At 64.0% G+C, this 13,424-nt stretch carries 17 protein-coding genes; 3 read left to right on the plus strand and 14 right to left on the minus strand.

The genetic code is table 11. From position 1 onward, the window contains the following. The coding region (locus NKI06_RS25810) for an SPOR domain-containing protein (protein ID WP_352987577.1) at positions 1–685 on the plus strand (685 nt) is incomplete at its 5' end. A gap of 46 nt (positions 686–731) precedes the next feature. Here the strand turns inward: NKI06_RS25810 and NKI06_RS25815 are convergent. From NKI06_RS25815 to NKI06_RS25830, 4 genes are all read right to left on the minus strand, one after another. Continuing rightward, a complete protein-coding gene (locus NKI06_RS25815; protein ID WP_023700739.1) occupies positions 732–1,430 on the minus strand; it encodes a DnaJ domain-containing protein in 699 nt (232 codons plus the stop codon). Next, entirely contained in the window at positions 1,430–2,161 is a 732-nt protein-coding gene (locus NKI06_RS25820) for a VWA domain-containing protein (protein WP_352987578.1), read from the minus strand. The genes NKI06_RS25815 and NKI06_RS25820 overlap by 1 nt, the downstream gene beginning before the upstream one ends. Positions 2,162–2,264: 103 nt before the next feature. Continuing rightward, entirely contained in the window at positions 2,265–2,702 is a 438-nt protein-coding gene (locus NKI06_RS25825; protein ID WP_023815779.1) for a DUF1489 family protein, read from the minus strand. Positions 2,703–2,780: 78 nt separating this feature from the next. Further along, positions 2,781–4,184 carry an L-serine ammonia-lyase gene (locus NKI06_RS25830; RefSeq protein WP_023738706.1) on the minus strand — a complete coding sequence of 468 codons (1,404 nt, stop codon included), beginning with the start codon at positions 4,182–4,184 and terminating at the stop codon, positions 2,781–2,783. A 272-nt stretch (positions 4,185–4,456) separates the two neighbouring features. Between NKI06_RS25830 and NKI06_RS25835 the strand changes: the two genes are divergently transcribed. Further along, positions 4,457–5,200 carry a DUF599 domain-containing protein gene (locus NKI06_RS25835; RefSeq protein ID WP_023671004.1) on the plus strand — a complete coding sequence of 248 codons (744 nt, stop codon included), beginning with the start codon at positions 4,457–4,459 and terminating at the stop codon, positions 5,198–5,200. On the opposite strand, the gene NKI06_RS25840 is transcribed toward NKI06_RS25835, so the two are convergent. The 7 genes from NKI06_RS25840 to NKI06_RS25870 form a co-directional block, all read right to left on the minus strand. Further along, positions 5,149–5,946 (minus strand): YdcF family protein, encoded by a 798-nt coding sequence (locus tag NKI06_RS25840; protein WP_023754881.1) that lies wholly within the window; start codon positions 5,944–5,946, stop codon positions 5,149–5,151. The two genes, NKI06_RS25835 and NKI06_RS25840, sit on opposite strands and share 52 nt — an antisense overlap. Before the next feature lie 7 nt (positions 5,947–5,953). Next, a complete protein-coding gene (locus tag NKI06_RS25845; RefSeq protein WP_023754882.1) occupies positions 5,954–6,484 on the minus strand; it encodes a hypothetical protein in 531 nt (176 codons plus the stop codon). A gap of 1 nt (position 6,485) precedes the next feature. Continuing rightward, positions 6,486–8,051, minus strand: coding sequence for an amidase (locus tag NKI06_RS25850; protein WP_023688592.1), 1,566 nt, complete (start codon positions 8,049–8,051; stop codon positions 6,486–6,488). Next, entirely contained in the window at positions 8,051–8,506 is a 456-nt protein-coding gene (locus NKI06_RS25855) for a GNAT family N-acetyltransferase (RefSeq protein WP_352987580.1), read from the minus strand. The genes NKI06_RS25850 and NKI06_RS25855 overlap by 1 nt, the downstream gene beginning before the upstream one ends. 7 nt (positions 8,507–8,513) lie before the next feature. Continuing rightward, positions 8,514–8,801 carry an Asp-tRNA(Asn)/Glu-tRNA(Gln) amidotransferase subunit GatC gene (gatC, locus tag NKI06_RS25860; RefSeq protein ID WP_023670999.1) on the minus strand — a complete coding sequence of 96 codons (288 nt, stop codon included), beginning with the start codon at positions 8,799–8,801 and terminating at the stop codon, positions 8,514–8,516. Positions 8,802–8,911: 110 nt separating this feature from the next. Further along, complete coding sequence (locus NKI06_RS25865) at positions 8,912–9,328, minus strand: hypothetical protein (RefSeq protein WP_023670998.1); 417 nt, start codon at positions 9,326–9,328, stop codon at positions 8,912–8,914. Positions 9,329–9,372: 44 nt separating this feature from the next. After that, positions 9,373–10,080 (minus strand): metal-dependent hydrolase, encoded by a 708-nt coding sequence (locus tag NKI06_RS25870; protein WP_023670997.1) that lies wholly within the window; start codon positions 10,078–10,080, stop codon positions 9,373–9,375. Positions 10,081–10,245: 165 nt separating this feature from the next. Here NKI06_RS25870 and ruvX point away from each other — a divergent pair, with 165 nt between their 5' ends. Then, positions 10,246–10,752 (plus strand): Holliday junction resolvase RuvX, encoded by a 507-nt coding sequence (ruvX, locus tag NKI06_RS25875; protein ID WP_023688595.1) that lies wholly within the window; start codon positions 10,246–10,248, stop codon positions 10,750–10,752. Here ruvX and NKI06_RS25880 read toward each other — a convergent pair. The 3 genes from NKI06_RS25880 to NKI06_RS25890 form a co-directional block, all read right to left on the minus strand. Further along, positions 10,670–11,011: a DUF6105 family protein gene (locus NKI06_RS25880; RefSeq protein ID WP_023670995.1), complete on the minus strand. Its 342-nt coding sequence runs from the start codon at positions 11,009–11,011 to the stop codon at positions 10,670–10,672. The genes ruvX and NKI06_RS25880 overlap by 83 nt on opposite strands. After that, positions 11,011–11,598: a hypothetical protein gene (locus tag NKI06_RS25885; RefSeq protein ID WP_023726664.1), complete on the minus strand. Its 588-nt coding sequence runs from the start codon at positions 11,596–11,598 to the stop codon at positions 11,011–11,013. The genes NKI06_RS25880 and NKI06_RS25885 overlap by 1 nt, the downstream gene beginning before the upstream one ends. Before the next feature lie 124 nt (positions 11,599–11,722). Continuing rightward, a complete protein-coding gene (locus tag NKI06_RS25890) occupies positions 11,723–13,351 on the minus strand; it encodes a DNA alkylation response protein (RefSeq protein ID WP_352987581.1) in 1,629 nt (542 codons plus the stop codon). Positions 13,352–13,424 lie beyond the last annotated feature (73 nt).

Consider the following 13,424-nt stretch of genomic DNA (forward strand, 5'->3'; position numbering starts at 1 on the left):
GGGCGGCACTTCGGGGCGCAGCCGCGACAACCAGATGGCCGGCCTGATCAACGCCTACATGCCGCGCGCATCGACCCGCGGCGGCGGCGCCCTGGTCGCCAAGGCCGGCGGCGACAATCCGGTCAAGGCGCTGGCCAAGGTCTTCCTGCCCAAGCATGACGCGCCGACGCCGGATGGCAAGCCGATCGTTGAAGACGATGCCGTAGCGTCCAATGACGATCCGACATCCGCTGACGAGCAGTCTGCTGAAGGCCAGTCTGCCGACGAACAGACGGTGGCCGCGGTCGAAGAGCCCGCCCCCGTCGTCAAGACCAGGAAGGTCAAGACCGTCATCGTGACGGCGCCGAAGGTCGAAACTGCGCAGATTGTGGCTGCCTATGCCGAACCCACGCCTGTATCCCCACAGGCGGTCGACCCGGTCAACACGGCCTCGGTGCCGGCTGGTTGGGCGGTGCAGGTGGCGTCGTCGCCCAAGCAGTCCGAAGCCCAGGCTTTCCTAGACAAGACCGCCAAGCAGGCGCCCAAAGTTCTTGGGGCTGCTTCCGGTTTCACCGTCGCCTTCGAAAAGGATGGCGAGACCTATTACCGCGCCCGGTTCGGCGGCTTCCGCTCGAAGGACGCGGCCTGGAATGCCTGCAATGCCCTGAAGAAAAAGAAAATCGCCTGCTACGCCGTCCAACAGTAGGGCGGCGTCGGAACCATCTCCCGAAAATTTACTGCGTCGAAGGAGACTAGTTGTGATTGGAGAGCAAGACGTCCTTGGCTTCGTTGATCCGCGCCGCCAGGAAAGACGTGCCGCCGATGTCGGGGTGCAGGCGCTGCATCAGGCGGCGGTGCGCCTTGCGGACATCCGCCGCGGCGGCCCCCGCTTCAAGACCAAGGATCTTGTAGGCCTCCTCCTTAGTCATGGCGCCCGCACCTGGCGCAACACCCAGCCCTTCGCCACCGTTCGCCTCAGCGTCTTTGCGCCAGACGGGAAAACGGCCGTCAAGATACGTCTCTAGGAGCTGGCGGCTCTCCGGGTCGCCGGGGAGTTCGCGGTAAAGCTGCTGCAGCTCGGCCAGGCCCATCGCGCCCAGCATCTTGCCTTCATGGCGGCCGGCCAGAACCAGGCCTTCAAGCCCGCCCGTATCGTGATCAAGCTCCATTTCCAGTGCGGCGGTCCGCACCGTCGAGCGCTTGCCGGGCGCCGGCCCGACCGACGGCCGCTTCATTCGCATCGAACCGTACCAGGCAAGGGCCGCGGCCAGGATGAGGCCGGCAATGCCTTCGCGCCCGACCACCAGCACGGCAAGGCCAACCAGCGCCAGAAGCACCGGCCCGAGCGTGCGCATGCCGCTTGCCAGTTTTTGCGCATCGGCACGGACAAAGATCGTCGCCGCGCCGAGCAGCACCAGAAACAGTGCAACAAGTGCAATGATAGCGCCCATCAATTCCCGCCGCCCCTGAGATGCTCGATCAGCAGCCGATCTCCCGGCCTGTCCCTTGCCTCGAGCGCCTTCAATCCACCCGTCGCATAGAGGGCAACCGCCGAAAGCAGCCCGGCCAAGGTCGCGGCAGCCCGCCGATCAAATCGGAACCAAGCCCCTTTGGACAGCCGCGCAATCTCCTTGAACGCCTTTTCTGCGCCGGGATCATGGCCTTCCTGGAAGACGAAGACGGGAACGCCGTGCAGACCGAGGCTGCCGGCCTTCTGCGCCAGGTCGTCGATATCCTCTTCCATGGCGTCGCCGATATAGACCAGCGCATTGACCTTGGCCGCCGCCGTTTCCTTCAGCGCATGCGCCAGCACCTTGCCGATCTGGGTGTGGCCGGCACGGCAGTCGATCCGCGTCATCAGCTGCTTCAGGGCATTGGTGTCGGCGACAAAAGCCGACGAGCGGCACTCGCCCAACCCGCGAAAATAGGCAAGTTGGACGCTGAGAGTTCCGGCCTTGCCGACGGCGTCGAACATTTCGCCCTGCAGCTTGGTGGCGAGATCCCAGGTCGGCTGGCGGCTCATCGTTGCGTCGAGGGCAAGGATCAGCCGGCCCGTGCCGGTCGCGGACGCGACAAGCGTCCGGGCCTGACGGATGAAGGCGTCGATCTCGCCGGCATTGGATTGAGGCTTGACCGGCGCAGGACTGGCCCTTGCGGGCACGCGCTGCTTCTTGTCGCTCATAAGAAGCAAGATGTGGCGTTGTCGGCCCCCTTGCAAGTCCAGCCTTGGACAAGATGAAGGGCCAGCGCTCGACGCTCTGGGAGAAGCGGCCGCGCCCTTGGCTCTACAGCAAGCCCAGATCGGCGAGCTCGCGCTTCAGTTTCGGCGGCATCTCGACCATTCCGGCCTTGCCCTTGCCGATATCGGCGGGCGCATCCGAAGGTTTGAGATAACGCCAGCCCTGGAAGGCGCGGCGCGGCTGCCAGTCGGTGCGCACGACGTCGAGGTCGAGCATCAGGCGGCAACGGCCGATGCCTTCGTCGTCGGTGAAGGGCCTGATATCAGTGATCAGCTGGCGGCATTGCACGCTGCCCTTGATCACCCAATAAAGCGAACCGCCATCGGTCACCTCGGCGCCGCGCGCCGGCACCATGCGGGTGGTGTGCCAGTGCTCGGCGGGTTCGCCGGCGCGGCGGCGCTCATCGACGCGAAAGGCGATCCATTCTTCGAGGTCCTCGACGCTGTCGCAACCGACGCACAGTTTTAGGAGATTGAGTGCCATCGCTTAAGGTTTAGTCCGGCGCGCGATTGCGTCAACGGCCCTGCCCGACTTCTCCACAGTGCCAGTGGCGTTGCGCGGTCAGCATTCCACGACATTGACGGCGAGCCCGCCAAGGCTGGTTTCCTTGTACTTCTCGTTCATGTCGAGGCCCGTCTGGCGCATTGTTTCGATCGCGGCGTCGAGCGGCACGAAATGGACGCCGTCGCCTTTGATCGCCAGAGAGGCGGCGGTGACCGCCTTGACGGCGCCGAGCGCGTTGCGCTCGATGCAAGGCACCTGGACGAGACCGCCGACTGGATCGCAAGTCATGCCGAGATGATGTTCGAGCGCGATTTCGGCGGCGTTCTCGACCTGCTCGGGCGTGCCGCCCATGACGGCGCAGAGACCCGCGGCAGCCATCGCCGAGGCCGAGCCGACCTCGCCCTGGCAGCCGACTTCGGCGCCGGAGATCGAGGCATTGGTCTTGATGATGCCGCCGACGGCGGCGGCCGTGAGCAGGAAGTCGCGGATGCTCGGCTGGTCGGCCTCGGGGTGGAAATGCAGCCAGTAACGCAGCACCGCCGGCAATGTGCCGGCCGCGCCATTGGTCGGCGCGGTGACGACGCGTCCACCGGCGGCGTTCTCTTCGTTCACCGCCATGGCGTAGATCGACAGCCAGTCATTGGCCAGCAAAGGGTTGGGCTTGTTCTGCTGCCATTGCTCCTGCAGCTTGTCGTGCAGCATGCGGGCACGACGGCGCACTTTCAGCCCGCCCGGCATGATGCCGTCCTGCGACAGGCCGCGGTCGATGCAGCCCTTCATGGCGCCCCAGATCGCATCAAGGCCGCTGTCGAGCTCCTCGCGCGACATATGCGTCTCTTCATTGATGCGCTTCATGTCGGCGATAGACAGGCCGCTTTTGCCTGCCATCTTCAGCATCTCGACGGCATTCTTGAAGGGATAGGGCACCTTCTTGCCTTCTGTGGTCACCGAGCCCTTCACCTTCATCCGCTGCAGCTCTTCCTCGGACACCACGAAGCCGCCGCCGATGGAATAGTAGATGCGCTTGAGCAGCAGCCGGTCGCCGGCATCGTAAGCGTAGAAGGCCATGCCGTTGGCGTGGCCGGTGAGCGGCGTCTTGCGGTCGAGCACCAGATCCGTCGCCGGGTCGAAGCGATAGGAGGGATGGCCGTGTGGCGATATCCGCTTCTCGGCGGCGATGCGCGTGGCGATGCCTTCGGCCTGATCGGGATCGACCGTCTGCGGTGTCAGGCCAGCAAGGCCGAGGACAACGGCGCGATCCGAGCCATGGCCGATACCGGTATAGGCGAGCGAACCGTGCAGGCTGGCGCCCAGACGATCAACTTTCGCGCCGGCCGGGCGCGGCCAGTCGTCTCCGGCGATCTCGTCGAGAAACCGCCGCGCCGCTGTCATCGGTCCCATCGTGTGCGAACTCGACGGTCCGATGCCGATCTTGAACAGGTCGAAAACCGAAAGAAACACGCTGCGCCGTCTCCGGGAATGGGATCAAGACCTACATATAGGACTTTCCATGATGTTTGTGCTGTTTTGCGGATTGCGGCGCTGCACCTGCCGACCTTGTTTGCTCCGGCAGCGACATCACCGGCTGAAAGCGCGTCGCGCTGAAACGGATTCATGCGACGCGCTTTAAGTTCTTGTTTCAATGCATGTCGTTGTCCCAGAACCGCAGCTCACCTCTGGGCGGCATGCATTGGAGCATCGAACTGACCGCTTTGCCTGTGGTAAAAGGGGGCATGGGCGATTCCTTCCATCTGTCGACGGCTGATCTGGCGGCGCTGGCTTTCTTCCTGCTCGCATGGTTGCTGCATACGCTGGCGTCCGACGGCAGACTGGTCAGCCGGGTGTCGTTGACGATGGCCATGAACGTGCAGCGCGAGGCCTGGATGCGCACCATGGCCGAGCGCGAAATCCGCATCGTCGACACCGCCATCATGAGCGGCCTGCAGCAAGGCACCGCCTTTTTCGCCTCCAGTTCGCTGATTGCGCTCGGTGGCTGTTTCGCGCTGCTTGGCGCCTCGGATCAGGTCCTTGCCGTGCTGAACGACCTGCCGTTGAACGCGACCTCATCGCGCTCCGCCTTTCAGATCAAGGTCTTTGGCCTGGTGCTGATCCTGGCCTTCGCCTTCTTCAAGTTCGGCTGGGCCTACCGTCTGTTCAACTACTGCACGATCCTGATCGGCGCGGTGCCGATCCCCTATGGCGAGGCGTCACGCAACCCGGTCAGCGAAACGGCGGTGTGGCGCGCGGCGCGCATGAACATGCTGGCCGGCAAGCATTTCAATTCAGGCCTGCGCGCGGTGTTCTTCTCGATCGGCTATCTCGGCTGGTTCGTCGACCCGATCGTGTTCGTGCTGTCGACGCTGCTGCTTCTGGCGGTGCTGGTGCGGCGCCAGTTCTTTTCGGCGGCGCGACAAGCGGTGATCGGTCAGCCGCCCGGGCCGGGGAAAAGCTGGTCGATCCGGCCCGACAGCCAATAGGCGGCGAGCCCGATCCACTCGCGGATCGCCATGGTCGTGGTCTGCAGCGAATCGGGTGCGTTGTCGCGAAACAGGCCAAAGCCTTCCTTGCCCGAGGTGCGATAGTCGACCGGCCACGGGACCGTCTGAAAGCCGGCCTTGTCGAACAGCGCCTTGGCGCGCGGCATGTGGAAGGCGGAGGTCACCAGCAGCCAGGTCTCGCCCGGTTTCGGCGTTACCAGTTCCTTGGTGAAGACCGCATTCTCATAGGTGTTGCGGGATTTGTTCTCGAGCATCAGGCGATCGGCGTCGACGCCAAGCGCACCGAGCAGGCGCGGCGCGGTGGCCGCATCGCCCTCGCCATCGATGAACAGTTCACCGGTGCCGCCGGAGATAACCACTTTCGCCTCGGGAAAGCGCCGGGCAAGGATCGCCGTCTCGACCATGCGGTCGCCGCCGGAATTCAGCTCATAGCCACCGCGCGCCAGATTGATGGCGCCCTCGAAACCGCCGCCGAGCACGACGATGCCGTCGACCTTCTGCGGCAGCGGCGGCTTTGGGAAGCGCTCTTCGAGCGGATTGAGCATCATGGCGCCAAGCGACGTCCAGGCCGACAGCGCCAGAATCAGGAAGGCGAACACACTGCCCGTCGCCGCCAATCGCCGGCGGCCGATCAGCGCCGCGAGCAAGCCGGCAAGCAGCAGGAAGATCGCCAGGTTGAGTGGTTGGACGAAGAACCAGAATATCTTGGAGAGATAGAAGAACATTGCCTGCCTATCTCCAGCTCAAATTGTGACGGCCGATGAAGTGCTCGACCGCACTCGCTACCGCTTCCGCTTCGAGGCGGCTTAACTCCCTGCCGAAAACAAGGACGCCGTTCGCGTTGGTCAAGCTGATGACTTCCGACAGTCCCACTTCGTCCGTGGGATAGGTGTGGTCGAGGATTTCGACCCTAAGATGCCCTTTCAAAGGCAGTGACCACCGATTTCGCAAAGAACCCCTCACCGAGCGCACGGCTGCGGTGTCGGTCAGCCGCAGGGTTTCCCTGCCGAACACCCGCCAGATGAAATCCTTGCCCAGGAAATAGGTGAAGAGGGCAATGACCGCCACGAAGGACAGCAGGCCGAGCGTGCCGCTGGTGAGCGTTGCGGACGACATATCCGTCAATCCCATGTAGCCGGTGTAGGCGACGATCGCGGCCCCGATCAGGACAAAGACTGTCCTGAAATCCGAGGTGCGTGGCGGGTTCGTGATCAGCAGTTCGTTTCCCGTCTCGACGATGGAAATGCGAGACGGAGGCGGCATGCTACCACCACTTCTCCGGCTGGAAGGTTCCCGCCGCCTGCTCGATGACGGCGGCTGTCTGGAACAGGGTTTCCTCGTCGAAGGGACGGCCAATCAGCTGCAGGCCGAGCGGCAGGCCCTTGGCATCGAGGCCGGCAGGCACGGCAATGCCCGGCAGTCCGGCCATGTTCACGGTCACCGTGAAAATGTCGTTGAGGTACATTTTCACCGGATCGGCGGCCATGTCCTCGTCGGCGATGCCGAAGGCGGCCGACGGCGTCGCCGGCGTCAGGATGACGTCGACGCCGTCGGCAAAAACCGTCTCGAAGTCGCGCTTGATCAAATTGCGCACCTTCTGCGCCTGCAGATAGTAGGCATCGTAATAGCCTGCCGACAGCACATAGGTGCCGATCATGATGCGACGCTTGACCTCCCGACCGAACCCGGCGGCTCGGGTCTTTTCGTACATGTCGACAATGTCCTGGCCCGGCACGCGCAGGCCGTAGCGGACGCCGTCATAGCGCGCCAGATTGGATGACGCTTCGGCGGGCGCAACGATATAATAAGCCGGCAAAGCGTATTTGGTGTGCGGCAGCGAGATGTCGACGATCTCGGCGCCGGCATCCCTGAGCCAGGCAATGCCCTTCTGCCACAGCGCCTCGATCTCTTCCGGCATGCCGTCGACGCGGTATTCCCGGGGAATGCCGACCTTCATGCCCCTGATCGGTTTGCCGATCGCCGCCTCGTAATCCGGCACCGGCCGGTCGACGGAAGTGGTGTCCTTGGCGTCGACCGAGGCCATGGACTTCAGCATGATCGCGGCATCGCGCACGTCCCGGGCGATCGGGCCGGCCTGATCGAGCGACGAAGCGAAGGCGACGATGCCCCAGCGCGAGCAGCGGCCATAGGTCGGCTTGATGCCGACGGTGCCGGTGAAGGCGGCTGGCTGGCGGATCGAGCCGCCGGTGTCGGTGGCGGTAGCGCCGGCGCACAGGAAAGCCGAGACGGCGGAAGCCGAGCCACCCGACGAGCCCCCCGGCACCAGTTGGGCATTGTCCAGCGTGCGCGCGGTCTTGGTGCCGCCGGCCGAAACGAAACCGCCATCGCCCTGATGCGTGGTCGGCATCACCACCGTGTCGAGGCGCGAACGCCGCCACGGATTGACGACAGGGCCGTAATAGGAGGTCTCGTTGGACGAGCCCATGGCGAACTCGTCCATGTTAAGCTTGCCCAGCATGACGGCGCCGTCTGCCCACAGATTGGCGGTGACGGTCGATTCGTAGCGCGGCTTGAAGCCGTCCAGCACATGGCTGCAGGCCTGGGTGTGGATACCTTCGGTGCCGAACAGGTCCTTGATGCCGAGCGGGATGCCTTCCAGCGCACCGCCCTGGCCCTTGGCGAGCCTGGCGTCGGAAGCTTTGGCCATATCGCGCGCCTTGTCGCCGGTGACGACGATGTAGGCATTGAGCACCGGATTGGCGCGCTCGATGGCACCGAGATAGGCCTCGGTGATTTCGACGGCCGAAATCTCCTTGGCGCGCAGCTTGGCGCGCGCCTGCGAAATTGTCAGATGGGTCAGTTCGCTCATCAAAGGCTCTTTTCGTAAAACACCGACCACTCGGAATCGGGATAATCCAGCACCGGCCCGCAGCGCGAGAAGCCGGCGCGTTCGTAGACGGTCCAGGCGGCGGGATGGCGGTCGCCGGTTTCAAGCACCAGGCGCTTCAGCCCTTCGCTGCGCGCCAGCGTTTCGACATGTTCGACGATCTTGGCGCCGATCTTCCTGCCCCGATGCGAAGGCCGCGTGTACATACGCTTGACCTCACCGACGCGGGCATCATGGCGCTTCAGCGCGCCGCAGCCGATGGCTTGCCTGTCGTCGCGGGCGATAAAGACGGTGGTGTCGTCGCCAGCCATCTGCTCGACCGTCAGATGGTAGCAATGCTCCGGCGGCGTCAGTTCGAGCAGAGCCGCGTTGAGCTCCTCGACCAAAGCGCGGACATCGTCCTGCAGCGGCGTTTCGATCGCGATCTCGATTGCCATCGGCCGCCTACTCCACGACCTTCGGCACGAGGAAGAAATTCTCGTCAGTGGCCGGCGCATTGGCGACGATATCGGCGGCCTTGTTGCCGTCCGTGACGATGTCTTGGCGCTTCTTCATCTCCATCGGCGTCACCGATGTCATCGGTTCGACGCCGGAGACATCGACCTCGTTCAGCTGCTCGACAAAGCCCAGAATGGCGTTCAGCTCGCCGGTCATGCGCTCGGCATCCTCCTCGCTCACCGCAATGCGGGCGAGACGCGCGACGCGCTTCACAGTTTGCAGATCAACGGACATGTCTTTAGCCTTTGGGAAAACCAGATGGCGCTATAGCGGCGTGGCGCGTGCCGCGCAACATCGATCGTGCTTGGGGATAGAGCCCGTTCATGCCAGGGCGGCATTTCAGCCTAGGGCAGCGATACACCCTCGCACAGATAATAGCTGCCGCCATTGCCGGCCTGCTCGCCTTCGTCGGCGGTCGGGCGCACCGAGACGATGTCGATTTGGGTCGCGTTCATCTGCGTGATCGACAGTATATCGGGAAAGAGAAAGCCCGGCTCCTGGCAGATGGCAGTGACCGCCCAGCTCGGCGAGCGCGTCGCCTTGGTGACCTGGACGAACTCGCAATTATACTCGACGCTTTGCAGGCCGTCCGCCGACAAGATGACATTGCCGGTGTCGATCAGCGTCTGCAGCGTGTCCTTTTTGGCTTGCGCGCAAAGCTCCTGGGTCTGGAGGTAAACGCCCTTGATGAAGTCCTCGGCGGCGGATGCGGGCGACGCAGCGACCAGCATCGAAACGCAAAGAGTCTCTCTCAAACCCATGGTTTAATTCCCCTTTGCGACAAGGGATCGTTTCAACGATCGCTCTATAGTGTGATCGTTTGGCCGATGGCTGGCAAGGCTACGTCGACACCTGATCCTTCGAGGCCGGCCACGAACTTCTCCGCCGTCGCGTCGATGATCGGGAAGGTGCCGAAGTGGCATGGCACGACGGTGTCGAAGTGGAAGAAGCGCCGGCAGGCCAGGGCCGCCACCGCGCCGCCCATGGTGAAGCGGTCGCCGACCGGCACGAGGCCGATCTTCGGCTCATGCAATTCCTCGATCAGCGCCATATCGGAGAAGATGTCGGTGTCGCCCATATGGTAGAGCGTCTTGTCCTCCGGGAAATGCAGGACCAGCCCGTTGGGATTGCCGAGGTAGACGTTCTGGCCGCCATCGAGCCCAAACGACGAGGAATGCAGTGCCTGCACGAATGTGGTGGTGAAGGCACCGCAATCGACGGTGCCGCCATGATTGCCGGGATTGATCTTCTTGCCGTCGACGCCCTTGCCGACCAGGTACATGCAGATCTCGTAATTGGCGACCAGCTGGGCGCCGCTCTTCTTCAGCACCTCCACCGCGCCGCTGACATGATCACTGTGGCCGTGGGTCAGAAGCACATGGGTGACGCCTTCCGCCGGCCCCTCCCAGCCGCTCGTCCATGATGGGTTGCCGACGAGATAGGGGTCGATCAGGATGTTCGCGCCTGATGTCTCGACGCGGAAGGCGGAATGTCCGTACCAGGTCAATTTCATCGATCGTGTTCCTCGATTTTGGTTGCGCCGGAAGATAGAACGCCGGCAGCAAAATTAAAGTGACATAGTGTGCTCGCGGTTCAAAAGAACGTGTCGCGCTCTTTGTGACGGCAAGTCTGGGTCACGGTTAGACTGGGTCACGGTAAAACTGGTTGGGGAAAGCCGTTGGGCATCATAGCAATCGAGGATCTGCCGGCACGGCTGGAGGGCGGCAGGACGCTGGCCGGGCTCGACCTCGGCGACAAGACGATCGGTGTCGCCGTTTCCGACCGCGGCCTGTCCTTCGCCCATCCGCGCGCGGTCATCCTGCGCAAAAAGTTTTCGCTGGATGCGGCAGCGCTGCTCGCCCAGCTGCAGAAGGACAATGTCGGCGCGTTTGTACTCGGTCTCCCCATCAACATGGACGGTTCGGAAGGTCCCCGCGCCCAGAAGTCGCGCGCCTTCGTGCGCAACATGGCAGGTATAACCGACCTGCCCTTTGTGCTGTGGGACGAGCGGCTGTCGACGGTGGCGGCGGAGCGGACGCTGATCGAGATGGATTTCTCGCGCCGAAAGCGCGCCGGCAAGATCGATTCGGCGGCTGCGGCCTTTATTCTGCAGGGAGTTCTGGACCGGCTCCAGTCGCTTGACCCACGCGATCGGACGGAACCGGATTCCCCGCCTGCCGCCTGACCCAGGCCATGATGTTGCGGCGGCGGCGAAACGCCCACAATGCCATCAGCAGGAAGCCGTCGAAGATGCAGGCCCTTGCCACCATGCCCGGAATGATCGCCGGATCGATGCCCAGCATCTGCCCGTAGAGCTGAAACACGAAATCATGCAGCTGCCGGCTGAGCATGACGTAGCCGAAATTGATGTCGTTGAGCGACAGGAAGAACCAGCCCCAGAACAGAGCGAGTGGCGCGGCCCACAATGCGAACAGCGTGCGCATCAGTGACCGTCCCTGCGGCTGGAGCCGCCTCTGCGACCGCTGGGACCAATGTCCGGACGGCCGGAAATGCGCGACAGCAAGGAGCCGTGCGCGGCACCCTTGGCCATGGCATGGGCGGTGGCGCGGCTCTCTGCCTCCCGAGAAACCATGACAGCGAAGACCGACCTCCGCTCGGCCAGCATGGCGACATAGGAGGCCAGAAGTGCCGCCAATTGCACGGCGACAACCAAAAACAGGCCGTTGATGCCTCGCGCTGCGCCGCCGATCAGGATGAGCGACAACACCGCGGATGCCGAAATGAAGGCGGTCCGCGCCACACTGTCGGCTTCGTCCGGGCTCGCTGCGGCGTTAACCAGGCTCTCGACGAAGACCCAGCAAAACAGCACCGCCACGACCAGCAAGGCGATGGCCAGCGGCGCCACGACGGCAGCATTGTCGAGATCGGCCAGACGAGTGTTTTCCACGACGACGCCGAGCACGCCCAGAGCGCCCGCAACGCCGCGGTTTCCATCGACACAGATGAACGCCAGCAGGGCGAAAACCAGCGCCCAGTGCAAGGCCAGAAAGGACGTCAAAATGTGCCGCATGGCATTCCTGCTTTGGTGACAAAGACAGTGGGGTCTGCGGCCTGCGGCTGCAACGGAAACCATTCGTTAAGGTTAACGGCTGTCCACAGGCAGGCAAATTCGTTCACGGCCTGGCGGAAGGCCCTCAATTCACCGGCGGATAGAGCGTGTCGATGATCATGCGCGCATCGTGGCGCGAATCGAGCATGCCATAGGTGTTGCGCCACTGGCCGGCGAGCCGCGTCTCGACGAAGGCGTCCGCAATCCGCCCTGCCCCCAGCCGGCGCAATTCCGCAGCTGCCGCCGACAGCGCCAGCTGTTCGGTCAGCAGGCGGGCCGACCCCTCATCGGTGCCGGCGACCTGCATGGCCGCCTTGAGCACGCCAATGGTTCCGCGTCCGCCGGCGCCGAGATCGCGGTCGATGCCGGCCAGCACCTCCTCGAACAGGCCGGGCGCGCGGCCGAGCACGCGCAGCACGTCGAGCGCCATGACATTGCCTGAGCCCTCCCAGATCGCATTGACCGGGGCTTCGCGGTAGTAGCGGGCGAGCGGCGCTTCCTCGACATAGCCATTGCCGCCGAGGCACTCCATCGCCTCATAGAGCAGTGGCGGCGCGATCTTGCAGACCCAGTATTTGACCACCGGGGTCATGGCGCGGGCAAAGGCAGCCTCGCCGCGGTCGCCGGCAGCCTCGTCGAAGGAGCGCGCCAGTCGGAACGAGAGTGCCGTGGCGGCGGCGACATCGAGCGCCATGTCCGCCAGCACGCGCTGCATAAGCGGCTGTTCGATCAGCGTCGAGCCGGCCACCTGGCGGTGACGGGCGTGATGCACGGCCTCAGCCAACCCCGCTCGCATGATTGCCGACGAGGCGACGGCGCAGTCGAGCCGGGTCAGCGTGACCATGTCCATGATCGTCTTTATACCGGCGCCGGGCTCGCCGACCATCTCGCCGATGGTGTTGACGAACTCTACCTCCGATGAGGCGTTGGAGCGGTTGCCGAGCTTGTCCTTCAGCCGCTGAAAGCGGAAGCCGTTGCCGGAACCGTCGCCGAGGATGCGCGGGACGAGAAAACAGGAAAGCCCTTCCGACGCCTGTCCAAGCACGAGAAAAGCGTCCGACATCGGCGCCGACATGAACCATTTGTGGCCGGTGAGGCGATAAAAGCCGCTGCCGGCGCGTTCGGCCCGTGTGGTGTTGGCGCGCACGTCGGTGCCGCCCTGCTTTTCGGTCATGCCCATGCCGAGCGTCAGCCCGGCCTTGTCGACCGGCGGCTTCTGGCTCTGGTCGTATTTGCGCGTCGTCACGCGCGGCGCCCATTCGCGAAACAGCTTTGGGCTGGCCATCAGGGCGGCCAGCGAAGCGCTGGTCATGGTGATGGGGCAGAGATGCCCGGTCTCGAGTTCGGCGGTCAGGTAGAAACGCGCGGCGCGCACCTGATGGCGACGGCCGATCTCGCTATCGCCGTTTTCCCAGATCGAGGAATGCAGGCCGCCGGCAACCGAGCGGCGCATCAGCGCATGATAGGCCGGATGGAATTCGACGAGGTCGATGCGCCGGCCCTGACGGTCATGCGTGCGGAGCTTCGGCGTCTCGACATTGGCGAGGCGCGCCAGCTCCTGCGCCTCCTGCGTCAGGACGAACCGGCCAAGCCCGTCGAGGTCCTTGCGCACCGGATCGGAAAAACGCTCGGCAAGCTGGATCAGCAACGGATCGCCCCGCCAGGCGTTGCCGCCCGTCAGCGGCGGCGGCTGGTTGGTCACGTCGTCGGTCACGCCCAATCCTTCTGAAAGTAGAAGGGCCTTCTAACGCTAGAAAGGCACTTATCATCACAAGGCTTCGAATCCG

Source organism: Mesorhizobium sp. M0772 (assembly GCF_040320135.1).
In the GTDB taxonomy this organism is placed as follows: domain Bacteria; phylum Pseudomonadota; class Alphaproteobacteria; order Rhizobiales; family Rhizobiaceae; genus Mesorhizobium.